At 60.5% G+C, this 22,405-nt stretch carries 25 protein-coding genes; 21 read left to right on the forward strand and 4 right to left on the reverse strand.

Going from position 1 to position 22,405, the window contains the following annotated elements; all coding sequences use genetic code 11:
- Positions 1-2: 2 nt before the first annotated feature.
- A complete protein-coding gene (gene zntA, locus ACQG2Q_RS24035) occupies positions 3-2,174 on the forward strand; it encodes a Zn(II)/Cd(II)/Pb(II) translocating P-type ATPase ZntA (protein WP_063850378.1) in 2,172 nt (723 codons plus the stop codon).
- Positions 2,175-2,263: 89 nt separating this feature from the next.
- On the opposite strand, the gene ACQG2Q_RS24040 is transcribed toward zntA, so the two are convergent.
- The 4 genes from ACQG2Q_RS24040 to tusA all read right to left on the reverse strand — a co-directional run bounded on the left by ACQG2Q_RS24040 (position 2,264) and on the right by tusA (position 5,531).
- On the reverse strand, positions 2,264-3,550 hold the full coding sequence (locus ACQG2Q_RS24040) for a TRAP transporter large permease (protein WP_022649674.1): 1,287 nt from the start codon (positions 3,548-3,550) through the stop codon (positions 2,264-2,266).
- 10 nt (positions 3,551-3,560) lie between these two features.
- Positions 3,561-4,070: a TRAP transporter small permease gene (locus tag ACQG2Q_RS24045; RefSeq protein ID WP_023298808.1), complete on the reverse strand. Its 510-nt coding sequence runs from the start codon at positions 4,068-4,070 to the stop codon at positions 3,561-3,563.
- 12 nt (positions 4,071-4,082) lie between these two features.
- Complete coding sequence (locus ACQG2Q_RS24050; RefSeq protein ID WP_063146801.1) at positions 4,083-5,054, reverse strand: TRAP transporter substrate-binding protein; 972 nt, start codon at positions 5,052-5,054, stop codon at positions 4,083-4,085.
- Positions 5,055-5,288: 234 nt separating this feature from the next.
- Positions 5,289-5,531: a sulfurtransferase TusA gene (gene tusA, locus ACQG2Q_RS24055; protein WP_000130627.1), complete on the reverse strand. Its 243-nt coding sequence runs from the start codon at positions 5,529-5,531 to the stop codon at positions 5,289-5,291.
- A gap of 169 nt (positions 5,532-5,700) precedes the next feature.
- On the opposite strand from tusA, the gene ACQG2Q_RS24060 reads away from it, so the two are divergent.
- The 20 genes from ACQG2Q_RS24060 (at position 5,701) to acpT (ending at position 22,352) form a co-directional block, all read left to right on the forward strand.
- Positions 5,701-6,366 carry a 7-cyano-7-deazaguanine/7-aminomethyl-7-deazaguanine transporter gene (locus ACQG2Q_RS24060; RefSeq protein WP_045622192.1) on the forward strand — a complete coding sequence of 222 codons (666 nt, stop codon included), beginning with the start codon at positions 5,701-5,703 and terminating at the stop codon, positions 6,364-6,366.
- Between the two features lie 72 nt (positions 6,367-6,438).
- Positions 6,439-6,996, forward strand: coding sequence for a DcrB family lipoprotein (locus ACQG2Q_RS24065; protein ID WP_022649677.1), 558 nt, complete (start codon positions 6,439-6,441; stop codon positions 6,994-6,996).
- Positions 6,997-7,131: 135 nt separating this feature from the next.
- Complete coding sequence (locus tag ACQG2Q_RS24070; RefSeq protein WP_003861270.1) at positions 7,132-8,181, forward strand: AI-2E family transporter; 1,050 nt, start codon at positions 7,132-7,134, stop codon at positions 8,179-8,181.
- A gap of 125 nt (positions 8,182-8,306) precedes the next feature.
- Positions 8,307-9,029 carry a beta-ketoacyl synthase chain length factor gene (locus ACQG2Q_RS24075; protein WP_023307137.1) on the forward strand — a complete coding sequence of 241 codons (723 nt, stop codon included), beginning with the start codon at positions 8,307-8,309 and terminating at the stop codon, positions 9,027-9,029.
- Positions 9,026-9,841 (forward strand): lysophospholipid acyltransferase family protein, encoded by an 816-nt coding sequence (locus ACQG2Q_RS24080; protein ID WP_058677289.1) that lies wholly within the window; start codon positions 9,026-9,028, stop codon positions 9,839-9,841. Before ACQG2Q_RS24075 ends, ACQG2Q_RS24080 begins: the two co-directional genes overlap by 4 nt.
- Positions 9,822-10,079, forward strand: coding sequence for a phosphopantetheine-binding protein (locus tag ACQG2Q_RS24085; protein ID WP_003861263.1), 258 nt, complete (start codon positions 9,822-9,824; stop codon positions 10,077-10,079). Before ACQG2Q_RS24080 ends, ACQG2Q_RS24085 begins: the two co-directional genes overlap by 20 nt.
- A gap of 11 nt (positions 10,080-10,090) precedes the next feature.
- On the forward strand, positions 10,091-10,342 hold the full coding sequence (locus tag ACQG2Q_RS24090; RefSeq protein WP_003861262.1) for an acyl carrier protein: 252 nt from the start codon (positions 10,091-10,093) through the stop codon (positions 10,340-10,342).
- Positions 10,314-10,913 (forward strand): hypothetical protein, encoded by a 600-nt coding sequence (locus tag ACQG2Q_RS24095; RefSeq protein ID WP_058645921.1) that lies wholly within the window; start codon positions 10,314-10,316, stop codon positions 10,911-10,913. Before ACQG2Q_RS24090 ends, ACQG2Q_RS24095 begins: the two co-directional genes overlap by 29 nt.
- A complete protein-coding gene (locus ACQG2Q_RS24100) occupies positions 10,906-12,252 on the forward strand; it encodes an AMP-binding protein (RefSeq protein WP_063850376.1) in 1,347 nt (448 codons plus the stop codon). The genes ACQG2Q_RS24095 and ACQG2Q_RS24100 overlap by 8 nt, the downstream gene beginning before the upstream one ends.
- Positions 12,239-12,589, forward strand: coding sequence for a (3R)-hydroxymyristoyl-ACP dehydratase (locus ACQG2Q_RS24105; RefSeq protein ID WP_022649683.1), 351 nt, complete (start codon positions 12,239-12,241; stop codon positions 12,587-12,589). The genes ACQG2Q_RS24100 and ACQG2Q_RS24105 overlap by 14 nt, the downstream gene beginning before the upstream one ends.
- On the forward strand, positions 12,580-14,271 hold the full coding sequence (locus tag ACQG2Q_RS24110) for a glycosyltransferase family 2 protein (protein WP_038416876.1): 1,692 nt from the start codon (positions 12,580-12,582) through the stop codon (positions 14,269-14,271). The genes ACQG2Q_RS24105 and ACQG2Q_RS24110 overlap by 10 nt, the downstream gene beginning before the upstream one ends.
- 3 nt (positions 14,272-14,274) lie before the next feature.
- On the forward strand, positions 14,275-14,697 hold the full coding sequence (locus ACQG2Q_RS24115; protein ID WP_096216871.1) for an acyl-CoA thioesterase: 423 nt from the start codon (positions 14,275-14,277) through the stop codon (positions 14,695-14,697).
- Positions 14,694-15,299, forward strand: coding sequence for an outer membrane lipoprotein carrier protein LolA (locus ACQG2Q_RS24120; protein ID WP_017384113.1), 606 nt, complete (start codon positions 14,694-14,696; stop codon positions 15,297-15,299). The genes ACQG2Q_RS24115 and ACQG2Q_RS24120 overlap by 4 nt, the downstream gene beginning before the upstream one ends.
- A complete protein-coding gene (locus tag ACQG2Q_RS24125; protein ID WP_063850371.1) occupies positions 15,268-17,589 on the forward strand; it encodes an MMPL family transporter in 2,322 nt (773 codons plus the stop codon). The genes ACQG2Q_RS24120 and ACQG2Q_RS24125 overlap by 32 nt, the downstream gene beginning before the upstream one ends.
- A complete protein-coding gene (locus ACQG2Q_RS24130) occupies positions 17,586-18,164 on the forward strand; it encodes a DUF3261 domain-containing protein (RefSeq protein ID WP_023307143.1) in 579 nt (192 codons plus the stop codon). Before ACQG2Q_RS24125 ends, ACQG2Q_RS24130 begins: the two co-directional genes overlap by 4 nt.
- A gap of 1 nt (position 18,165) precedes the next feature.
- On the forward strand, positions 18,166-19,332 hold the full coding sequence (locus ACQG2Q_RS24135) for a beta-ketoacyl-[acyl-carrier-protein] synthase family protein (RefSeq protein WP_063850369.1): 1,167 nt from the start codon (positions 18,166-18,168) through the stop codon (positions 19,330-19,332).
- On the forward strand, positions 19,332-19,805 hold the full coding sequence (locus tag ACQG2Q_RS24140) for a dehydratase (RefSeq protein WP_022649690.1): 474 nt from the start codon (positions 19,332-19,334) through the stop codon (positions 19,803-19,805). Before ACQG2Q_RS24135 ends, ACQG2Q_RS24140 begins: the two co-directional genes overlap by 1 nt.
- Complete coding sequence (locus tag ACQG2Q_RS24145; RefSeq protein ID WP_063850367.1) at positions 19,799-20,530, forward strand: 3-ketoacyl-ACP reductase FabG2; 732 nt, start codon at positions 19,799-19,801, stop codon at positions 20,528-20,530. The genes ACQG2Q_RS24140 and ACQG2Q_RS24145 overlap by 7 nt, the downstream gene beginning before the upstream one ends.
- Positions 20,527-21,756: a beta-ketoacyl-ACP synthase gene (locus ACQG2Q_RS24150; RefSeq protein WP_063850365.1), complete on the forward strand. Its 1,230-nt coding sequence runs from the start codon at positions 20,527-20,529 to the stop codon at positions 21,754-21,756. Before ACQG2Q_RS24145 ends, ACQG2Q_RS24150 begins: the two co-directional genes overlap by 4 nt.
- A 2-nt stretch (positions 21,757-21,758) precedes the next feature.
- Positions 21,759-22,352, forward strand: coding sequence for a 4'-phosphopantetheinyl transferase AcpT (acpT, locus tag ACQG2Q_RS24155; RefSeq protein ID WP_022649693.1), 594 nt, complete (start codon positions 21,759-21,761; stop codon positions 22,350-22,352).
- The last annotated feature ends 53 nt before the right edge of the window (positions 22,353-22,405 follow it).

Genomic DNA, 22,405 nt, shown 5'->3' on the forward strand with positions numbered 1-22,405 from the left:
CCATGTCGACTCCAGAAATACCTAAAAAAGTTCCCCAATTCTCGGCACTTAAGCTCAGCCCGGTTCCGCCAAAAGAGGACTGCTGCTGCGAGGGCGCATGCGAAACGCAAACTCAAACGCTGCCTGAAAGCGGCAATCACTACAGCTGGGTCGTCAACGGCATGGACTGCGCGGCCTGCGCCCGCAAAGTGGAAAACGCGGTGAAGCAGGTGCCGGGCGTGAGCCACGTTCAGGTGCTGTTCGCTACCGAAAAGCTGCTGGTCAGCGCCGAAAACGACGTCAGCAGACAGGTTGAAGCCGCCGTCAGCAAAGCGGGTTATACCCTGCGCAGCGAAACGGCGCCCGCAGAAAAAACGTCCCCGCTAAAAGAAAACCTGCCCCTTATCACCCTCATCATGATGATGGCCCTGAGCTGGGGGCTGGAGCAGATCAACCACCCGTTCGGCAACCTGGCGTTTATCGCCACCACGCTGGTTGGCCTGTTCCCGATTGCCCGTCAGGCGCTGCGTCTGATGAGAAGCGGCAGCTGGTTTGCCATCGAAACGCTGATGAGCGTGGCGGCTATCGGGGCGCTGTTTATTGGCGCGACGGCGGAAGCGGCGATGGTGCTGCTGCTGTTCTTAATTGGCGAACGCCTTGAGGGCTGGGCGGCGAGCCGGGCGCGTAAAGGGGTGAGCGCGCTGATGGCGCTAAAGCCGGAAACCGCCACGCGGGTTATTGATGGTCAGCGTGAAACGGTCGCCATCAACACCCTGCGACCGGGTGACGTGATTGAAGTGCCCGCAGGCGGACGTCTGCCAGCCGATGGGGCCCTCGTTACCGCCACCGCAAGTTTTGACGAAAGTGCCCTGACCGGGGAATCCATCCCGGTAGCGCGCGCGGCGGGTGAAAAGGTGCCTGCGGGCGCCACCAGCATCGACCGACTGGTGCAGTTGACGGTCCTTTCCGAACCGGGCGACAGCGCCATCGACCGCATCCTCAGGCTGATTGAAGAGGCCGAGGAGCGCCGCGCGCCGGTAGAACGCTTTATCGATCGCTTCAGCCGGATTTACACCCCCGCCATCATGCTGGTGGCGCTGCTGGTCACCGTCGTCCCGCCGCTGTTCTTCGGCGCGCCGTGGGAGGGCTGGATTTACAAAGGGCTGACGCTGCTGCTGATCGGCTGTCCGTGTGCGCTGGTGATCTCCACCCCGGCGGCGATTACCTCCGGGCTGGCGGCGGCGGCACGTTGCGGGGCGCTGATTAAGGGCGGCGCGGCGCTGGAGCAACTGAGCCAGGTCCAGCACATCGCCTTCGATAAAACCGGCACGCTGACCGTCGGCAAGCCGCAGGTGACCGGCGTGTATTCGCAGGACATCAGTGAAGACGCCCTGCTGACGCTGGCCGCTGCCGTGGAGCAGGGTTCCACCCACCCTCTGGCGCAAGCGATTGTGCGTGAAGCGAAGGGCCGCGGGCTGAACATCCCTCCGGCAACGGCCCAGCGAGCGCTGGTCGGGTCAGGGATTGAAGCTGTGGTCGAAGGCAAAAAAGTGCTGATCGCCGCGGCGGACGCGCGCTCTACTCCACAAGTTGAGGCGCTGGAGCAGGCCGGGCAGACGGTCGTTACCGTGATGCAGGACGGTATGCCGATGGGCATGCTGGCGCTGCGCGACACCCTGCGTGACGATGCGAAAGAGGCCGTCGACGCACTGCACAGGCTGGGAGTACAGGGCGTGATCCTGACCGGCGATAATCCGCGCGCGGCGGCGGCGATTGCAGGCGAGCTGGGGCTGGAGTTTAAGGCCGGATTGTTGCCTGCGGATAAAGTCAGCGCGGTAACCGAGCTGAACAGCAACGCCCCGCTGGCGATGGTCGGGGACGGAATAAACGATGCCCCGGCAATGAAAGCTTCCACCATCGGCATTGCGATGGGCAGCGGCACCGACGTGGCGCTGGAGACCGCCGATGCGGCGCTGACGCACAACCGCCTGACCGGGCTGGCGCAGATGATAGAACTTGCGCGGGCGACGCGCGCCAATATTCGGCAGAACATCGCCATTGCGCTGGGTCTGAAGGGGATTTTCCTGGTCACCACGCTGCTCGGCATGACCGGACTGTGGCTGGCGGTACTGGCGGATACGGGGGCGACGGTGCTGGTTACGGCGAACGCGTTGCGGTTGTTGCGTCAAAGGTAAAAGTGAAACGGCAACCGGGTTGCCGTTTCTCGTGTTTGCCACCTCTCCCCGCGGGAGAGGGCCGGGGTGAGGGCATCAGGCCGCACGCGTCACTGCATTCCTAACAGCCCCGGCAACCACAATGAAATCGCCGGAATGTACGTCACCATCCCCAGCACGACCAGCAACATACCGTAAAACGGCAGCATCGCCCGCACCACGTGTTCGATCTTCTGCTTACTCACCGCACTCGCCACAAACAGCACCGATCCGACCGGCGGCGTGATCAGCCCAATCCCCAGGTTAACCATCATGATCATCCCAAAATGCACCGGGTCGATACCCAGTGCATTGGTCACCGGCAGCAGCACCGGCGTCAGGATCAGGATGATCGGCGCCATGTCCATCAGCGTGCCAATCAGCAGCAGCATGATGTTGAGGTACATGAGGATCACGTACTTGTTATCGGAGAGCGATGTGAAGAATTCGGTGATGCGCATCGGCAGCTGCATGTAGGTCATCACCGCCCCAAACGCCGCGGCAAAGCCGATTAAAATCATCACGATGGTGACGGTTTTCACCGTGCGGCACATCAGCTTCGGCAGTTCGCTCCACTTGTAGTCGCGGTAGATAAACATGGTGACGAAGAACGCCCACAGGCAGGCCACGGCGGCAGATTCGGTGGCGGTAAAAATCCCGGACAAGATCCCGCCGAGGATAATCACCACCGTCATCAGCCCCCACAGGGCATCGAGCATAATTTTCAGCGCCTGCCTGAACGGGATTTTGTCCCCCTTCGGGTAGCCGCGCTTGCGGGCGAAGCACAGGCAGAGCACCATCAGGCTCACGCCCAGCAGCAGGCCCGGCAGCACGCCCGCGATAAACAGCGTGGCGATGGAGACCGTTCCCCCCGCCGCCAGGGAGTAAATCACCGAGTTGTGGCTGGGCGGGATCAGAATCGCCTGCACCGACCCGCTGGCCGTCACCGCCGCCGCGTATTCGCGCGGATAACCCTTCTTCTCCATCTCCGGGATCATCACGCTGCCGATAGACGCCGTATCCGCCACCGACGAGCCGGAAATCGCGCCGAAGAACGTCGAGGCGACAATGTTCACCAGCGACAGCCCACCGCGGATAAAGCCGACGAACACGTAGGCGAAATTCACCAGCCGTCGGGCAATGCCCCCTTCCGCCATGATCGCCCCGGCAAGAATGAAGAACGGGATCGCCAGCAGGGTAAATTTATTGACCCCGCTGGTGATCTGGATCATCAGCGCCTCCAGCGGCAGGTCAATCCACAGCGCGCCCGCCACGGCGCTTAAGCCGACGGCGAAGGCCACCGGCATCCCCAGCGCCAGCAAAATGGCGAGGGTGAATAACAAAACAAAAGCATCCATTGTTCACCCCTTAACTGTGATTGCCGATCAGCACGACCGGACGGTTTTCCTGCGAGCCAAACAGCAGGCGTTCAAGCACAAACAGGATCAAAATGGCCGACCCGACAGGCAGAGGCAGATAGCTTTCGCCGGAGGTCAGGAGCGGAAACTCCGCCACCGGCTGCTCCCACAGCTCGACGCACAGCCAGTAGCTGTACCAGCACATCAGGCCAGAAATCAGCAGCATCAGCAGATCCACTACCCGCGCGCACAGCCTTTGCAGCGACGCGGGCAGGCGGTCGGTAAGCATGTTGACCGCAATATGCGACCCGGCGCGGTAGCTTACCGCCGCGCCGATGAAGGTAAACGTCACCATGCAGATAATGGCGATCGGCTCCGGCCAGGATTCGCCGCGATTGAGCACGTAGCGTGAGAAGATGCCGATGGGGATGACAATCGTCATCACCAGCAGCGAGAGACCCGCCACCGCCATGGCGAGCAGGTACAGACGATCCATCCACTTCAGGTAGAGTTCGGACATACGTACTCCGGATTACTGAACGTCAGCGATGGCTTTCATCAGATCCTGATGCTTGTCGCCATACTGCGCGCGCACCGGCTCAGTGGCTTTGATGAACACCGTTTTGTCGATATCGTGGAACTTCACGCCGCCAGCCTTCATTTTTGCCAGCGCCTGGTCGTTATACGCATTCCACAGCTTACGCTGCTCGAACTGCGCTTCGCGGGCCAGCGTCAGGATCTTTTGCTGTTCGTCAGCGCTCAGTTTGTCCCATTTCACTTTGGAGTAGAGCAGCATTTCCGGAGTGATAAAGTGGCCGCTCAGCGTGTAGTTTTTGGCGATCGGCATGTAGTTGTGGGCGATAAAGGTTGGCGGGTTGTTCTCCGCGCCATCGATCACCCCGGTCTGCATGCCGCTGTAAACCTCGCTGACGCCCATCGCCACCGAGTTCGCCCCCATCGCTTTCAGCGTGGCCAGCGCCACCGGGCTACCCTGAACGCGGATCTTCTTCCCTTTCAGGTCTTCCGGTTTAACGATCGGCGCTTTGGTGATCAGGTTGCGGGTGCCGGAATCCATCCAGCCGAGAAAGACCAGGCGCGATTTCGGGTTGGCGGTCAGCTTGTCGCCAATCTGCTTGCCGATATCCCCGTCGATCACCTTATGCATGTGGTCTTCATCGCGGAATACGTAGGGCAGCGTAAACACTTCGATATCCGGCAGGATGGCGGCAACCGGCGCCATAGAGACGCGGATCATGTCTATCGCCCCCATCTGCGCCTGCTCAATCATCTGCTTTTCATCCCCCAGCACACCGCCGGGGAAGACCTTAATCTCCAGCTTGCCATCGGTTTGTTGTTTGAGTTTTTCACCCATCTGCTGAACCGCCACCACGTTCGGGTAGCCTTCAGGATGCACATCGGCGGCTTTGATGGTCTGGGCAGAAACGGTGCAGGCAAAAGCAGACAGGCACAGAGCAGCCAGTAACGGCTTGAGGGTCGTTTTCATTGAGTCAACTCCAGGGTAGTGAAATAAGCGTTAAAACGATGTTTTAGTTTTTGACGTTTAAAAATTAGACTACGGCTGGAAAAAGGAGGGTGAAGCGCCTCACAAAAAGCGCGAAATTTTGAAACGATGGTTCGAAATTGTGATGAGTACTTGTCGGGTGGCGGCTGCGCCTTACCCGACCTACTACACCCGTAGGCCCGTGCAAGCGAAGCGCCGCCGGGCGTCAGGCCGCACTTACCCCTTACGAATCAAATACCGGTACGGCAAGGTCTCGGTTTGCTGCGCCACCAGCTCATGTTCCATAAAGGTACAAAAGCCGGGGATATCACGGGTGGTAGCCGGGTCATCGGCGACGATCAGCAGCGTTTCGCCGCTCTGCATGTTACGGACGGTCTTACGCACCATCATTACCGGCTCCGGGCAACGGAGGCCCTGAGCATCAAGCGTGTGGTCTGGGCTGGAAAACAGGTCGGTCATGTTCTTCTCGTTCAGGTAAAAACGGCTGTAGTTTACGCCCCGCTATCGCCAATGCAAACCAGGTTAACGATTGCGTGAAAATTAGCCATTGCAAAGTGTCGTGAAAGCAGTATCATGCGGCGGCTTTATTGGGTTCCCTCACCCCAAATATTAATCAAAAAGGTACAATATGAACTCCTTTACACAATCGCAACGCGTCAAGGCGTTGTTCTGGCTTTCGCTATTTCATCTGCTGGTGATCATCTCCAGTAACTATCTGGTACAGCTCCCCATCTCCATTTTTGGTTTCCATACCACCTGGGGCGCGTTCAGTTTCCCGTTTATTTTCCTTGCGACGGATTTAACCGTGCGTATTTTTGGCGCACCGCTGGCGCGGCGGATTATTTTTGCGGTGATGATCCCGGCACTGTTTGTCTCCTACGCCATCTCCTCGCTGTTTTACATGGGAAGCTGGCAGGGCTTCGAAGCCCTGACGCATTTCAACCTGTTCGTCGCGCGTATTGCCGCCGCCAGCTTTATGGCCTATGCCCTGGGGCAGATCCTCGATGTCCACGTGTTTAACCGCCTGCGTCAGAACCATCGCTGGTGGATGGCACCAACGGCTTCCACGCTGTTCGGTAACGTGAGCGATACGCTGGCCTTCTTCTTCATTGCCTTCTGGCGCAGCCCGGACGCCTTCATGGCAGAACACTGGATGGAAATCGCTCTGGTGGACTACGCCTTTAAGGTGCTTATCAGCCTGGTCTTCTTCCTGCCGATGTACGGCGTGCTGTTGAATATGCTGCTGAAAAGACTGGCAGATAAATCTGAAATGTCCGCATTGCAGGCAGGTTAAGGGTTCGCTTTATCAGTTGTGATAAGATGAACGAATGAGCCGCTATGGCCGTTTATCGAAAGGAAGAAGTCAATGCGCAATCTGGTTAAATATGTCGGGATTGGCCTGCTGGTTGTTGGCCTTGCAGCCTGTGATAACAGCGACACCAAAACGCCTGCTCAGGGCGCGTCAGCAGAAAGCAACGCCACCGGTCAGCCGGTGAGCCTGATGGATGGCAAACTCAGTTTCTCTCTGCCCGCGGACATGACCGATCAGAGCGGTAAGCTGGGCACCCAGGCGAACAACATGCACGTCTACTCCGATGCCACCGGGCAAAAAGCAGTCATTGTGATTGTCGGTGACGATACCAGCGAAGATCTGGGTGTGCTGTCCAAACGTCTGGAAGATCAGCAGCGCAGCCGCGACCCGCAGCTTCAGGTGGTGACCAATAAGTCTATCGAGCTGAAAGGCCACACGCTGCAACAGCTGGACAGCATCATCTCCGCCAAAGGCCAGACCGCTTACTCCTCCGTGGTTCTCGGCAAGGTAGATAATAAACTGCTAACCATGCAGATCACTCTGCCTGCAGATAATCAGCAAAAAGCGCAGGCTACCGCTGAAAACATCATTAACACCCTCGTGATCCAGTAATTGTTCACCAGGATGACGTGGCCTCCGTCGCTTGCGCCGGGGGCCATTTTTTTTCCATGACTTTAAGACTAACGCTCCAGACGAAGCGAATCCGGCGCACTACAATTAGCAAGCCCCCCGGAAAAAGGAATTCTTATGACTGCCAGCCCGCCCGACAAAGCCGGACTTCATATTTTATTAAAACTCGCCTGCCTGGTGGTTATCCTTGCGGGTATCCATGCGGCGGCGGATATCATTGTTCAGCTTCTGCTGGCGCTGTTTTTCGCCATCGTCCTCAACCCGCTGGTGACGTGGTTTTTACGCCGGGGCATCAGCCGCCCGGTCGCGATTACCATTGTGGTGATGGTGATGCTGGTTGTCCTGACGGCGCTGTTCGGCGTGCTCGCCGCCTCGCTGAGCGAATTTTCCACCATGCTGCCGCAGTACAATAAAGAGCTGACGCGCAAGCTGGTCGATCTCCAGCGCATGTTGCCGTTCGTGAATCTGCATATCTCACCGGAACGGATGCTGCGCCGGATGGATTCCGAGAAGGTGATGACCTACGCCACCACGTTGATGACCGGGCTTTCCGGGGCAATGGCCAGCATTCTGCTGCTGGTGATGACGGTGGTGTTTATGCTGTTCGAAGTGCGCCACGTGCCGTATAAGCTGCGTTTTGCCCTGAACAATCCGCAGATCCACATTGCCGGCTTGCATCGCGCGCTGAAGGGTGTGTCCAAATATCTGGCGCTGAAAACGCTGTTAAGCCTGTGGACCGGCGTGATCGTCTGGCTGGGGCTGGTGCTGCTGGACGTGCAGTTCGCGCTGATGTGGGGCGTGCTGGCGTTTTTACTGAACTACGTGCCCAATATCGGCGCGGTGCTTTCTGCCGTTCCGCCGATGATCCAGGCGTTCCTGTTTAACGGTTTTTATGAGTGCATGCTGGTAGGGGCGCTGTTCCTCGTCGTGCATATGGTGCTGGGCAATATTCTCGAACCGCGCATGATGGGTCACCGTCTGGGCATGTCGACGATGGTGGTGTTTTTATCGTTACTGATCTGGGGATGGCTGCTGGGACCGGTGGGCATGCTGCTCTCCGTGCCGCTCACCAGCGTCTGTAAAATCTGGATGGAAACCACGAAAGGAGGCAGTAAACTCGCCATTCTGCTGGGTCCGGGTCGGCCAAAAAGCCGTTTGCCGGGATAACCGGGTGGAAAGGGTTAAAAGTGACGTTTATTCGCCAGCGCGACGACAACATTGTACGATGTGCGCAGCAAATCGCGCTGGCGAAGAAAAAGTCACAGAAACAGGTTTATCGCGGACGCGCGTAGATGAAATTTACACTTACCCTTATCGACTGGCAGGCAAGAGCGCCAGGACTCAGCGATGCCGACGAATGGCAGGCATGGTCACGCCGGTCTGACGCCATCGATCCTGATGCACCGCTGGCGAAACTGACCGATCTGCCGATGATGACCGCCCGCCGCCTGAATTCAGGCAGCAAGCTGGCCGTCGATCTTGGCCTGATGATGCTGCGCAAACACCGCATCGACGCCGTCGTCTACAGCAGCCGTCACGGGGAGCTGGAACGCAATTTTCGTATTCTCCAGGCCCTGGCGGCAGATCAGCCCGTTTCCCCCACCGATTTTGCCATGTCGGTACACAACTCGGCGGTCGGCAATCTCACTATCGCCGCGCGTCAGCCTGTTGTCTCTTCGTCGGTTTCCGCCGGTATGGATACCTTCCAGCAGAGCTTATGCGAGGTGCTGAGTCTGCTACATGCGGGCTACTCACGCGTGTTGCTGGTAGATTTCGACGGTCTGCTGCCGGAGTTTTATCACGCCGGGCTGCCGCCGCAGATGCCCGTCTGGCCCTACGCGCTGGCGCTGGTAATTGAGGCCGGAAATACGCTCAGCTGTGAAACGCACGCCAACCGCAGGCCTGAAGAGCCCGCGCTGCCGCAAAGCCTGCAGTTCCTGCGCCATTACCTGCGGGACGAGCGCCAGTTTACCCTGCCGGGCGAGCGCCTGCTGTGGCAATGGACGCGCCAATGAGAGGGTTACGTTCCCGCCTCGATCGGGTATGGCGCATGCTGATGACCGGATTGTGCTTCGCCCTGTTCGGCCTCGGCGGGCTGACGCTGTCGCTGGTGTGGTTTAACCTGCTGCTGATTTTCCAGCGTGACCGCACCCAACGTCGCCGCCTGGCACGCCGCACTATTTCTGCCAGTTTCCGCCTGTTCCTCGCGGTGGTACGCGGTGTAGGGGTACTGGATTACCGTTTCAACAACCTGGACGTTTTGCGCGCCGAGCGGGGCTGTCTGGTGATTGCGAACCATCCCTCGCTGCTGGACTACGTTCTGCTGGCGTCGGTGATGAACGAAACCGACTGTCTGGTGAAAAGCGCGTTGCTGCGTAACCCGTTCGTCAGCGGCGTGATCCGCGCGGCGGACTATCTGATTAACAGCGAAGCCGACACGCTGCTTGCCGCAAGCCAGCAGCGTCTGGCCCAGGGCGACACCCTGCTTATCTTCCCCGAAGGCACCCGCACCCGGGTGGGGGAAGCCATTACCCTGCAGCGTGGGGCGGCGAATATCGCCGTTCGCTGCAACAGCGCCGTGCGCGTGGTGGTGATCCACTGTAGCGAACGGATGCTGGATAAACAGAGCAACTGGTATAACGTGCCCCCCAACAAACCTGTTTTCACCGTGGATGTTCGCGAACGCATCAACATTCATGATTTTTATGATGCGAGTCAGCACGAACCCGCGCTGGCAGCAAGGCAGTTAAACCGGCATATGCAGCATCAGTTAACAACCGGTCTTCAATCTTTGTCAGGAACGAAAGATGCAAGCGCTCTATCTTGAAATTAAGAATCTCATTATCTCTACGCTGAATCTGGAAGAACTTACCCCAGAGGATATTGATACAGACGCCGCGCTCTTTGGCGACGGCCTCGGTCTGGACTCAATCGACGCCCTTGAGCTGGGGCTGGCGGTAAAAAATCAGTACGGCGTAGTGCTTTCTGCCGAAAGTGACGAGATGCGTCAGCACTTCTATTCCGTTGCCACGCTCGCGGCTTTTATTCATCAACAACGCGCCTGAGAATGACCGCTATGACAGAACAACAAACGATTTATCAGGAAGTCTCTGCGCTTCTTATTACGCTGTTTGAAATCGCCCCGGAGGATATTACCCCTGAGGCACGGCTTTACGAGGATCTGGATCTCGACAGCATTGATGCCGTCGATATGGTAGTGCACCTGCAAAAGAAAACGGGCCATAAAATCAAGCCCGAAACCTTCAAAGCGGTGCGCACGGTGCAGGACGTCGTGGACGTTGTGGAACAGCTTCAGCGCGACGCGTAACGTGCGTTCGATTCCAGTTCTTCCCGCCCTGACGGGGCTGATGCTGCTGGCATGGCCGTTTTTGATCGGCTTCGGGCTGGCGAATAATAGCCTGCACGGGATACTGCCCGTGATGGCGCTGGTGCTGCTGTTACGCGTCTGCCAGGCCCGTCGGCAGGGCGGTCCCCTGCGTTATCTTTTCGTGAGCGTGGCGCTGGCTGGCATAGCGCTTTGCGCGGCGAGCTACGTCCTGCACGCGCACCAGTGGGTGCTGTTTTATCCGGTGGTGGTGAATCTGGTGATGCTGGCGGTGTTTGGCGGTTCGCTGTGGACGGCAATGCCTGTCGTTGAACGGCTGGCGCGCCTGCGTGAACCGGATCTCTCCCCCGTCGGGGTACGTTACACGCGCCGGGTTACCCAAGTCTGGTGCGGCTTTTTTATTATTAACGGGGCGATCGCGCTGTTTACCGTATTACACGCCGATATCCGTCTGTGGACGCTGTGGAACGGAATGATAGCCTATCTCCTGATGGGCACGCTGATGGCCGGCGAGTGGCTGGTGCGACAACGGGTGATGAAAAACGATGCTTAACCCTCTCCCGCTTAGCCAGTGGCTCAGTGCCCCCCGCCCTGACGACACCCCTGTCGCCTGGCAGGACAACCATCTCTGGACGCTTGGCGATCTGCGCCACGACGTCACTCAGCTGGTCGACACGCTGCGTGATGAAGAAGGCGAGCGCTGGGCGCTGTGCATCGAAAACGGCTATCTGTTTATTGTCGCGCTGCTGGCGACGCTGCATGCGGGTAAAACGCCGGTCCTCCCCGGGCACAGCCGGGCGGCACAGCTTAACGAACAGCGGGCGCTGTTCAGCGGCGTCCTGAGCGACACCACGCTCGATTTTCAGGGGCGACAGCTGCGGGTGGCTTCCGTTCAGCGGGCAGGCCATCCCTTTTCACCGCTGCCTGCCATCGATGAGATGCGCACGATCGAGCTTTACACCTCCGGCTCGACCGGCACGCCGCAGCGGGTGAGTAAGCCGGTGGTCAGCCTGGATCGTGAGGCTCGTCTGCTGGCGGAACATTTTGGCGATCGTCTGGCAGGCTGTCACGTCGTCGCTTCCGTGGTGCTGCACCACCTGTATGGCCTGACGTTTCGTGTCGTCTTACCCATGGCGCTCGGCCTGCCGCTGCACGCCAGCCTGCTCAACTATGCCGAGCAGCTCTCTGCCCTTCCCGACGATAAACGCTATCTTTTCATCAGCAGTCCGGCGTTTCTCAAGCGGCTGGACGCGTCACTGACGCCGCCCCCCGTCAACCTACTCTTCTCCGCTGGCGGCGCGCTGCCCTGGCAGGAGGTCGCCGCGGTTCAGGCCTGGCTCAACGTCTGGCCGGATGAAATATACGGCAGCACAGAAACGGGGGTTATGGCCTGGCGCTACCGTCAGGAGGAAAGCATCCGCTGGCAGCCTTTCCCCGGCGTGACGTTTCACGGCGATCGCGTGACGTCGCCGCTGATCCCCGAGGCGGAGGGGGTCCTGCTGGATGATATCCTGCACTTCACGGCTGACGGGCAGTTCAGCCTCGTCGGGCGCCGCGGTCGGGTGGTCAAAATTGAAGATAAGCGCATTTCGCTCGATGACATTGAGCGCCGCCTGCTGGCGCTGGACGGCATCCGCGAAGCCGCCGCGCTGACGGTGACGCGCGGCGGGCGTCAGGGTATTGGCGTATTGCTGGTGCTGAATGAAGCGGTGCGTCAGCAACACGAACAGAGCAAAAAAGCGCAGGAGCTCGCCTGGCGTCGCGCCCTTCGCCCCTGGCTTGAACCGGTTGCCGTGCCGCGCTACTGGCGGATCGTTGATGAAATTCCGGTCAACAGCATGAACAAGCGCGTAACTGCGCAGCTACAGGAGTTGTTTCATGAAAATCCCTGAAATCGAACGCCGCGAGCCTGGCCCCGGGTATCTGGAGATAACCCTTTATCTTGATCCTGACCTGCTCTGGTTTAAGGGACATTTCGCCGTACAGCCGCTGCTGCCGGGCGTAGCCCAGCTCGACCGGGTGATGCATTACGCCGCCGCGCTGGCGCCGGGCTACCGTTTTCACAGTATTCAGAACGTAAAGTTCGCCGCCCCGCTGTTACCGGAGAACACGGTCACGCTGCTCCTTGCCTGGCAGCCCGAACGCCAGATGCTGACCTTTAGCTACCAGCGCCATGCGGGTAACGAGCGTCACACCGCCAGCAGCGGGAAGATTCGCTTATGTCAGTAACCTTCCGTCCCTGCGTCCTGATCCCGTGCTACAACCACGGGGCGATGATGGCTTCGGTGCTGGCGCGCCTGGCGCCTTTCGATCTGCCCTGTCTGGTGGTGGACGACGGCAGCGATGAAACCACGCGCCGCACGCTTGAAGCGCTGGCGGCGGATCGTCCGCAGGTCACGCTGCTGCGCCTCGCCGAAAACAGCGGCAAAGGCGCGGCGGTGATGCAGGGGCTGAAAGCCTGTGCCGATCGCGGCTTCACCCACGCCGTTCAGGTGGACGCTGACGGCCAGCACGCTATTGAAGACATCCCCAAACTGCTGGCGCTGGCCGAACGCCATCCCGATGCGCTCATTTCCGGTCAGCCCGTTTATGATGACTCGATCCCCCGTTCGCGCCTGTACGGGCGCTGGATAACGCACGTCTGGGTCTGGATTGAAACCCTCTCCCTGCAACTGAAAGACAGCATGTGCGGGTTTCGCGTTTACCCGATAGCGCCGGTAATGCGCCTGGCGGCGGGCACGCCGCTTGGCAGGCGGATGGATTTTGATACTGAAGTGATGGTGCGCCTCTACTGGCAGGGCAACACCAGCTATTTTCTGCCCACCCGCGTGACCTATCCGCCGGACGGGGTATCCCATTTCGATGCCCTGAAAGACAACGTGCGCATCTCGTTGATGCATACCCGTCTGTTTCTCGGCATGCTGCCGCGCATTCCTTCCCTGCTGATGCGTCGCCGCTCGCAGCACTGGGCGCAGCAGCAGGAGGTGAAAGGATTATGGGGCATGCGCCTGATGCTGCGCGTCTGGCAGTTGCTGGGGCGAAAGGCGTTTACCATCCTGCTGTGGCCGGTTACGGCCGTCTACTGGCTGACCGCCCGCGCTGCGCGTCAGGCGTCGCAGCAGTGGCTGACGCGGGTTAAAACGGTGATGGCACAGCGGCAAATGCCGCAACCCGCACGGCTTAACAGTTTTTCCCACTTCCTGCGCTTCGGTCATGCCATGCTGAACAAAGTGGCCAGCTGGCGCGGCGAAATGAAGCTTCATCGCGATCTGGTCTTTGCGCCAGGCGCGCAGGAGGCGCTGGGTCTTGACGATCCTCAGGGCAAACTGCTGCTCGCGTCGCATCTTGGCGATGTGGAAGCCTGCCGGGCGCTGGCCCAGCGCGAAGGGGCGAAAACCATCAACGCGCTGGTCTTTAGCGACAATGCTCAGCGTTTTAAACAGGTGATGGAGGAGATGGCGCCGCAGGCGGGCATTCACCTGATGCCGGTCACCGACATTGGCCCGGAGACCGCCATCCTCATTAAAGAGAAGCTGGATCGCGGCGAATGGGTGGCGATCGTGGGCGATCGCATCGCCGTCACCCCGCAGCGCGGCGGCAGCTGGCGGGTGATATGGAGCGAATTTATGGGCCAGCCCGCGCCGTTCCCGCAGGGACCGTTTATCCTGGCGTCCCTATTGCGCTGCCCGGTGGTGCTGATTTTTGCCCTCTGCCAGCAGGGAAAGCTGACCCTGCACTGCGAGCCGTTTGCCGACCCGCTGCTGCTGCCGCGCGGCGAACGCCAGCAGGCGCTACAGCAGACCGTCGATCGCTATGCGCAGCGGCTGGAGCATTACGCGCTCTTGTCGCCGCTCGACTGGTTTAATTTTTTCGATTTCTGGCAGCTGCCAGAGGTCAACGAGAAGGAGTAAAGGGTGCTGACCGATCCCCGCTTTACGGCTGAAGTTAAAATCACCGTTCCGTTCCACGACGTCGATATGATGGGCGTGGTGTGGCACGGCAACTATTTCCGCTATTTTGAGATTGCCCGCGAAGCGCTGCTCAACCAGTTTGATTACGGCTATCGCCAGATGAAAGCGTCCGGCTACGTCTGGCCGGTGGTGGATACCCGGGTGAAATACCGCGACGCGGTGACCTTCGAGCAGCGCATTCGCGTCCGCGCCCATATTGAAGAGGTTGAAAACCGTCTGCGCATCGCCTATCAAATCTTCGACGCGCAAACCGGGAAACGCACCACCACCGGCTACACCATTCAGGTGGCGGTGGAGGAAGCAAGCCGGGAGATGTGCTTTGTCAGCCCGGCCATTCTGTTCGAACGCATGGGGATCGCGCCATGAAGTGGATAACGCTACTCGCGCTGCTGGTAAGCCCGCTGGTGAACGCGGTCACGCTGGATGAACTGCAACAGCGGTTTGCGGAGCAACCGGTGGTGCGCGCACACTTCGAACAGACCCGCACGATCAAGGACATGCCTCAGCCCCTGCGCTCGCAGGGGGAGATGCTGATCGCCCGTGACAATGGCCTGCTGTGGGATCAAAAAGCGCCGTTCCCGATGACGCTGCTGCTGGATGACAAACGGATGGTGCAAATCGTCAACGGTCAGCCGCCGCAGACCATTACCGCCGACACTAACCCGCAGATGTTCCAGTTCAACCATCTGCTGCGGGCGCTGTTCCAGGCCGACCGCAAGGTGCTGGAAGAGAACTTCCGCATCGATTTCAAAGACCTGGGCGAAGGCCGCTGGTCGCTGGTGCTGACGCCCGTTACCACGCCGCTGGACAAGATTTTCTCCACCCTTGATTTGAAGGGTGCGATCTATCTGGAATCCATTCGCCTGAACGATAAGCAGGGCGACACGACGGATATCGCCCTCTCCCGCCACCAACTGACGCCCGCCCGCCTGACCGATGCAGAACGCCAGCGCTTTGCCGCACCGTAACGCTCTGCGCCCGGCGCTGCTGTGGGCCGTGGTATGCCTGATCCTGCTGGGCGTGCTGCTGTCGCTGCTGCCCGGCGCGCGGCTGAACAGCAGCGTGCTCGCCATGCTGCCGAAACAGACGCTCGGCGCGATCCCTCCCGCCCTCAACGACGGATTTATGCAGCGCCTCGACCGCCAGCTCATCTGGCTGGTCAGCCCCGGTAAACAGCCGGACCCGCGCGTGGCGCAGCAGTGGTTAACCCTGCTGCAACGCAGCCAGGCGCTGAGTGTCGTAAAAGGTCCGCTGGATGCCGCCGGGCAACAGGCCTGGGGAGATTTCTTCTGGCAGCACCGCAATGGCCTGGTCGATCCGGCCACCCGCGCCCGCCTGCAAAACGGCGGTGAAGCGCAGGCTCAGTGGATCCTGTCCCAGCTCTACTCCGCCTTTTCCGGCGTGAGCGGCAAGGAGCTGCAAAACGATCCGCTGATGCTGATGCGCGGCGCGCAGCTCGCGCTGGCGAAGAACAGCCAGAAGATGCAGCTGATGGACGGCTGGCTGGTGACAAAAGATGCGGCCGGGAACTACTGGTATCTGCTGCACGGCGAGCTGGCGGGCTCTTCGTTTGACATGCAGCAAACCCACCAGCTGGTGACCACCCTCAACGCGTTGCAGCAGACGCTGAAAAGCCAGTATCCACAGGCGCAGCTGCTCTCGCGCGGGACGGTGTTCTACAGCGATTACGCCAGCCAGCAGGCTAAAAAAGATATTTCCACGCTCGGCGTCGCCACGGTGCTCGGGGTGATCCTGCTGATTGTGTCGGTGTTTCGCTCCGTGCGTCCGCTGCTGCTGAGCCTGCTCTCCATTGCCATCGGCGCACTGGCGGGGACGGTCGTGACGCTCCTGCTGTTCGGTGAGCTGCACCTGATGACGCTGGTGATGAGCATGAGCATCATCGGCATCTCGGCGGACTATACGATTTACTACCTCACGGAGCGGATGGTGCACGGCGCGGAACACTCACCCTGGCAAAGCCTGGCAAAAGTGCGTAACGCGCTGCTGCTGGCGCTGCTGACTACCGTCGTGGCGTATCTCTTCATGATGCTGGCCCCCTTCCCCGGCATTCGTCAGATGGCGGTGTTCGCCGCCGCAGGGCTGAGCGCCTCGTGCCTGACGGTAATTTTCTGGCACCCGTGGGTGTGCCGTGGCATGCCGGTTCGCCCGATCCCCCTGAGAGGGATGATGCAGCGCTGGCTGAACGCCTGGCGCGACAGCAAAGCCCTCTCCGTCGGGCTGCCGGTAGCACTGGCGCTGCTCTCCGCCATCGGGATCGCCAGCCTGCGGGTGGATGACGATATCGCCCGGCTTCAGGCGCTGCCGCAGGACATTCTGGCGCAGGAAAAAACTATCACCGCCCTGACCGGGCAAAATGTCGATCAGAAGTGGTTCGTGGTGTATGGCGCGTCGGCTCAGGAAACGCTGGAGCGGCTGGAGGCGTTTACCCCGGCGCTGGCGCAGGCGCAAAAAGCCGGAGAATTAACCCGCTGGCGCACCTTGCCGCTGAACTCGCTGGCGCGGCAGAACAGCGATCTGCAACTTCTGCGTAACGCCGCGCCGACGGTGACGAAAATGCTGCAAAGCACGGGGCTGAATGCCGTCGCCCCGAATCTGAACGCCATGCCTGTCAGCGTGGAGGCGTGGCTCGCCAGCCCGGCCAGCGAGGGCTGGCGTTTGCTGTGGCTGACGCTGCCGAACGGCAAAAGCGGTGTGCTGGTCCCGGTCGATGGCGTCAGAAACAGCGCTGCGCTCGGTGAGCTGGCCGCCCGCCATCCCGGAGTCGTCTGGGTTGACCGTAAGGCCAGCTTCGACAGCCTGTTTGCACTCTACCGCGCGCTGCTGACGGGGCTGCTGGGCGTGGCGCTGGCGGTGATTACCTGCGGCGCGGTGGTGCGCCTCGGCTGGCGAAAAGGGCTGGTGGCGCTGGTGCCGTCCGTGCTGTCGCTGGGCGGCGGGCTGGCGGCGCTGGCCGTGACGGGCCATCCGGTGAACCTGTTTTCCCTGCTGGCGCTGGTGCTGGTCCTCGGCATTGGCATCAACTACACGCTGTTTTTCAGCAACCCGCGCGGCACGCCGCTGACCTCCATGCTGGCGATTACCCTCGCCATGATGACCACCCTGCTGACGCTGGGAATGCTGGTGTTCAGCACCACTCAGGCCATCAGCAGCTTTGGCATTGTGCTGGTGAGCGGTATCTTCACCGCGTTCCTGCTCGCCCCGCTGGCGATGCCGACTAACAAAGAGAACTTACCATGACCCGTTTCATTCGCCTGGCGGCAGTGATGATGGCCCTGTTGCTGGCGGGGTGTAGCCATACGACGAACCGCGATGACGCGCGCCCTCAGGCCTGGCTCCAGCCCGGCACCCGCGTCACGCTGCCACCGCCGGGCATCACGCCTGCCATCCGCGCGCAGCAGTTGCTTACCGGCAGTTTTAAAGGCCAGACCCAGTCGCTGCTGGTGATGCTTAACGCCGATGGCGATAAAGTGACGCTTGCCGGCCTCTCCTCCGTCGGGATCCGCCTGTTCCTCGCCACCTACGACGACACCGGGATCCACACCGAGCAGTCGGTTGTGATGCCGCAGCTGCCGCCCGCCAGCCAGGTGCTGGCCGACGTGATGCTCAGCCACTGGCCGCTCAGCGCCTGGCAGCCGCAGTTGCCGAAAGGCTGGACGCTGAACGATACTGACACCAGACGCGAACTGCGCAACCCCGATGGCAAACTGGTCACGGAAATTGCCTACCTGAACCGTAACGGCAGGCGCGAACCGATTAGCATTGTGCAGCACGCTTTTCACTACCACATCACCATTCAATATCTGGGTGACTGAGATGATTTACCTTTCTGCCGTTGGCATGGTCAACGCGCTCGGCAACTCGGCTGATGAAATAGCGGCAAACCTGAACGCTGGCGTAGCCCCCGGGACGCGCCAGCGTGCGGGCTGGCTACAGGGCCTACCCGAGGCCGTGCTGGGCGGGGTGGAGGGTGATCTTCCCCCTGTCCCCGGGTCTTTTTCTGCGCATCGAAGTCGCAACAACCAGCTGCTGCTGGCGGCGCTGGCGCAAATCCGGCCCGCCGTCGATGCGGCCATTGCGCGCGTGGGGCGCGACCGCGTGGCGGTGGTGCTGGGCACCAGCACCTCCGGACTGGACGAGGGTGATGAGTACGTGCGCCGCGCGCAGAACGGCGAGCGCAGTCCGCAGTGGCAATATCCGCAGCAGGAGCTGGGCGATCCGTCGCGCTTTCTCGCCAGCTGGCTTGCGCTGGACGGCCCGGCGTATACCATCTCGACCGCCTGCTCCTCCAGCGCACGGGCGATCATCAGCGGCCGTCGCCTGATCGACGCCGGTCTGGTGGACGTCGCCATCGTCGGCGGGGCCGACAGCCTGAGCCGCATGCCGGTCAACGGCTTCAACAGCCTGGAATCCTTCTCCCCCACCCTGTGCGAACCGTTTGGCCGCAACCGTCGGGGGATCACCATTGGCGAAGCGGCAGCATTGATGGTACTGACCCGCGAGCCGGGCGAGATTGCGCTCCTGGGCGCGGGGGAATCCAGCGATGCGTACCATATTTCCGCCCCACATCCGCAGGGCGAAGGGGCGATCCGCGCCATCACCCAGGCGCTGAACGAGGCGGGCATGACGGCGGCGGACGTCGGTTATATCAACCTGCACGGCACCGCCACGCCGCTGAACGATCGCATTGAGGCGCAGGTGATCCACGATCTCTTTGGCGACCGCGTGCCGTGCAGCTCCACGAAACATCTTACCGGCCACACGCTGGGTGCCGCCGGGATCACCGAGGCCGCCCTGAGCTGGCTGATCCTGACCCGAGACCTGCCGCTGCCGCCGCAGGATTTTTCCCGCTACGCGCCGGACGACACCCTGCCTGCCTTCGGCCTACTGCACCAGAGCGCACCGCTGAAAAAAGCGGTGATCCTGTCAAACTCCTTCGCGTTTGGCGGCAACAACGCCAGCCTTCTGCTGGGGAGAGTATGATGCGCTACTTACCACCCGGGGATTATCTTCCTCACGACACGCCGATGCTGCTGCTTGAGAGCGTGGAAAGCGTCACCGATGACCGCGCCATTTGCAACGTGACGGTGAACGAACGGGGCGTTCTGGCGCCGTTTCTGGACGCAGGCGGCAACCTGCCCGGCTGGTTTGCGCTGGAGCTGATGGCTCAGACCGTGGGCGTCTGGTCTGAATGGCACCGGATGCAAAAAGGGCTGCCGCACTGTGCGCTGGGTATGGTGCTGGGCGCGCGCGAGCTGGTGTGCGACGCAGGGCATTTTGCCGCAGGCAGCACACTGATCATCACCATCGAACGTCTGATGCAGGATGAGCGCTTTGGCAGCTTCGAGTGCACCATTCATGCGGATAATATTTCCCTCGCCACGGGCCGCGTAAACACCTTCCAGCCGAGCGAGGAAGAATTAACCACACTTTTTAACCAGGGAACACCATCATGAGATCCGTACTGGTCACCGGCGCCAGCAAAGGCATTGGCCGCGCTATCGCCCTTCAGCTTGCGGCGGACGGTTTCACCGTCGGCGTGCATTACCATCGTGATGAAGCGGGCGCGCAGGAGACGCTGGAAGCGATTGTCCAGGCAGGCGGCGCGGGCCGTTTACTCACCTTTGACGTGGGCAACCGCGAGCAGTGCCGTACGGTGCTGGAACAGGCGATCGCTGAGCACGGCGCGTGGTATGGCGTGGTCAGTAACGCCGGTATTACCCGCGACGGCGCATTTCCGGCGCTCAGCGACGATGACTGGGACAGCGTGATCCACACCAATCTCGACAGTTTTTATAACGTCATTCATCCCTGCATTATGCCGATGATCGGCACCCGCAAGGGCGGGCGGATCATCACCCTGTCGTCGGTGTCAGGCATTATGGGCAACCGTGGGCAGGTGAACTACAGCGCGGCGAAAGCCGGGATCATCGGCGCCACCAAAGCGCTCGCCACCGAGCTGGCAAAACGCAAAATCACCGTCAACTGCATCGCGCCGGGGCTGATTGATACCGGTATGATCGAGATGGATGAAGCCGCGCTGAACGCGGCGATGTCGATGATCCCGATGCAGCGTATGGGCCAGGCCGAGGAAGTGGCCGGGCTGGCGAGCTACCTGATGTCGGATAAAGCAGGCTATGTGACGCGACAGGTGATATCGATCAACGGAGGCATGCTATGACCCGCCGGGTAGTGATTACGGGCATGGGCGGCATCACCGCATTCGGCGAGGACTGGCCGACCATCTCGCGCCGTCTGCGCGAGTATGAAAATGCGGTACGTACCATGACGGAGTGGCAGGCGTATGACGGCCTGCAAACCCTGCTCGCCGCGCCGATTGAAGATTTCACTCTGCCCGCTCACTATACCCGTAAGCGCATTCGCGCTATGGGCCGCGTGTCGCTGCTCTCAACCCGCGCCACCGAGCTGGCGCTGGAGCAGGCGGGACTGATCGACGACGCGGTGCTGACCAACGGTCAGACCGGCATCGCCTACGGCTCGTCGACGGGCAGCACCGGGCCGGTCAGCGAGTTTGCCTCCATGCTCACCGAAAAGCACACCCACAACATCACCGGCACCACCTACGTGCAAATGATGCCGCACACCACGGCGGTGAATACCGGACTGTTCTTTGGCCTGCGCGGACGGGTGATCCCCACCTCAAGCGCCTGTACCTCTGGCAGCCAGGCGATTGGCTACGCCTGGGAAGCGATTCGTCACGGCTACCAGACCGTGATGGTGGCAGGCGGCGCGGAAGAGCTGTGCCCGTCGGAAGCGGCGGTTTTCGATACCCTGTTTGCCACCAGCCAGCGTAACGACGCGCCCAAAACCACGCCGTCGCCGTTTGACGTTCAGCGCGATGGCCTGGTGATTGGCGAAGGGGCGGGCACGCTGGTGCTGGAAGCGCTGGATCACGCCAGAGCACGCGGGGCGACAATCTATGGCGAGATCGTGGGCTTTGCCACCAACTGCGATGCGGCGCACATCACCCAGCCCCAGCGTGAAACCATGCAGGTGTGTATGGAGCAGTCGCTGGCGATGGCGGGCCTTCGCCCTCAGGACATTGGCTACATTTCTGCCCACGGCACGGCAACCGATCGCGGGGATATCGCCGAGAGTCAGGCGACCGCCGCTATTTTCGGCGACAGCGTGCCCATCTCATCCTTAAAGAGCTATTTCGGCCATACCCTGGGTGCCTGCGGCGCGCTGGAAGCCTTGCTGAGTCTGCATATGATGCGGGAGGGCTGGTTCACGCCGACGCTCAATTTAAGACAACCGGATGAGCAATGCGGCGCTTTAGATTATATTATGGGGGAAACCCGCCCGATTGATTGCGAATTTATTCAGAGCAATAACTTTGCCTTTGGCGGCATTAACACCTCGATAATCATTAAACGCTGGGCGTAACTATGTACCAGTTTGTACTGGGAAAGATCTCCACCCTTAGCGCGGACCCGCTGGCGTCAACGCTCGCAGACATGGCACCTCAGGGTGCGCGATACGCTTCCTGGCTTGCAGGCCGGACGCTGCTCGCCAGAACTTTATCCCCCTCACCGCTTCCCGAGATAATCTACGGCGAGCAGGGAAAACCGGCCTTCGCTAACGGCCATCCGCTGTGGTTTAACCTGAGCCACAGCGGGGACGATATTGCCATGCTGATAAGCGATGAAGGCGAGGTTGGCTGCGATATCGAAGTGATCCGCCCGCGGGAGAACTGGCAGGCGCTGGCGAATGCCGTTTTCAGCCTCACCGAGCATGACGAGCTGGAGCGTGAAGCGCCGGAAGAACAGCTTTCCGCATTCTGGCGCATCTGGACGCGCAAAGAGGCGATCGTCAAACAGCGTGGCGGCAGCGCGTGGCAGATTGTCAGCATTGACAGCACCGCCCAGTCGCTCCCGGTCAGCCAGCTGCGCTTCGGCTCGCTGAGTCTGGCGGTCTGTACCCCTACGCCTTTCACCTTAACGGCGGAATCGGTGACTTACTCCGGTATTTCTGCAGCATAAAAAACGGCCATTCCGGTTAAAACCGAAATGGCCGATGCGCATTTAACGCGTTG

The organism is Enterobacter cloacae complex sp. 370H10 (genome assembly GCF_050031535.1).
Classification (GTDB): domain Bacteria; phylum Pseudomonadota; class Gammaproteobacteria; order Enterobacterales; family Enterobacteriaceae; genus Enterobacter; species Enterobacter intestinihominis.

Bases quoted from the DNA above. Each gene is read 5' to 3' on its own strand.
- ACQG2Q_RS24090 (WP_003861262.1), top strand. From the start codon at position 10,091: ATGACAGAACAACAAACGATTTATCAGGAAGTCTCTGCGCTTCTTATT.
- tusA (WP_000130627.1), bottom strand. From the start codon at position 5,531: ATGACCGACCTGTTTTCCAGCCCAGACCACACGCTTGATGCTCAGGGC.
- ACQG2Q_RS24125 (WP_063850371.1), top strand. From the start codon at position 15,268: ATGCAGAACGCCAGCGCTTTGCCGCACCGTAACGCTCTGCGCCCGGCG.
- acpT (WP_022649693.1), top strand. From the start codon at position 21,759: ATGTACCAGTTTGTACTGGGAAAGATCTCCACCCTTAGCGCGGACCCG.
- ACQG2Q_RS24040 (WP_022649674.1), bottom strand. From the start codon at position 3,550: ATGGATGCTTTTGTTTTGTTATTCACCCTCGCCATTTTGCTGGCGCTG.
- ACQG2Q_RS24140 (WP_022649690.1), top strand. From the start codon at position 19,332: ATGCGCTACTTACCACCCGGGGATTATCTTCCTCACGACACGCCGATG.
- ACQG2Q_RS24105 (WP_022649683.1), top strand. From the start codon at position 12,239: ATGAAAATCCCTGAAATCGAACGCCGCGAGCCTGGCCCCGGGTATCTG.
- ACQG2Q_RS24065 (WP_022649677.1), top strand. From the start codon at position 6,439: ATGCGCAATCTGGTTAAATATGTCGGGATTGGCCTGCTGGTTGTTGGC.
- ACQG2Q_RS24130 (WP_023307143.1), top strand. From the start codon at position 17,586: ATGACCCGTTTCATTCGCCTGGCGGCAGTGATGATGGCCCTGTTGCTG.
- ACQG2Q_RS24045 (WP_023298808.1), bottom strand. From the start codon at position 4,070: ATGTCCGAACTCTACCTGAAGTGGATGGATCGTCTGTACCTGCTCGCC.
- ACQG2Q_RS24150 (WP_063850365.1), top strand. From the start codon at position 20,527: ATGACCCGCCGGGTAGTGATTACGGGCATGGGCGGCATCACCGCATTC.
- ACQG2Q_RS24085 (WP_003861263.1), top strand. From the start codon at position 9,822: ATGCAAGCGCTCTATCTTGAAATTAAGAATCTCATTATCTCTACGCTG.
- ACQG2Q_RS24070 (WP_003861270.1), top strand. From the start codon at position 7,132: ATGACTGCCAGCCCGCCCGACAAAGCCGGACTTCATATTTTATTAAAA.
- ACQG2Q_RS24060 (WP_045622192.1), top strand. From the start codon at position 5,701: ATGAACTCCTTTACACAATCGCAACGCGTCAAGGCGTTGTTCTGGCTT.
- ACQG2Q_RS24120 (WP_017384113.1), top strand. From the start codon at position 14,694: ATGAAGTGGATAACGCTACTCGCGCTGCTGGTAAGCCCGCTGGTGAAC.
- ACQG2Q_RS24080 (WP_058677289.1), top strand. From the start codon at position 9,026: ATGAGAGGGTTACGTTCCCGCCTCGATCGGGTATGGCGCATGCTGATG.
- ACQG2Q_RS24100 (WP_063850376.1), top strand. From the start codon at position 10,906: ATGCTTAACCCTCTCCCGCTTAGCCAGTGGCTCAGTGCCCCCCGCCCT.
- ACQG2Q_RS24075 (WP_023307137.1), top strand. From the start codon at position 8,307: ATGAAATTTACACTTACCCTTATCGACTGGCAGGCAAGAGCGCCAGGA.
- ACQG2Q_RS24135 (WP_063850369.1), top strand. From the start codon at position 18,166: ATGATTTACCTTTCTGCCGTTGGCATGGTCAACGCGCTCGGCAACTCG.
- zntA (WP_063850378.1), top strand. From the start codon at position 3: ATGTCGACTCCAGAAATACCTAAAAAAGTTCCCCAATTCTCGGCACTT.
- ACQG2Q_RS24050 (WP_063146801.1), bottom strand. From the start codon at position 5,054: ATGAAAACGACCCTCAAGCCGTTACTGGCTGCTCTGTGCCTGTCTGCT.
- ACQG2Q_RS24110 (WP_038416876.1), top strand. From the start codon at position 12,580: ATGTCAGTAACCTTCCGTCCCTGCGTCCTGATCCCGTGCTACAACCAC.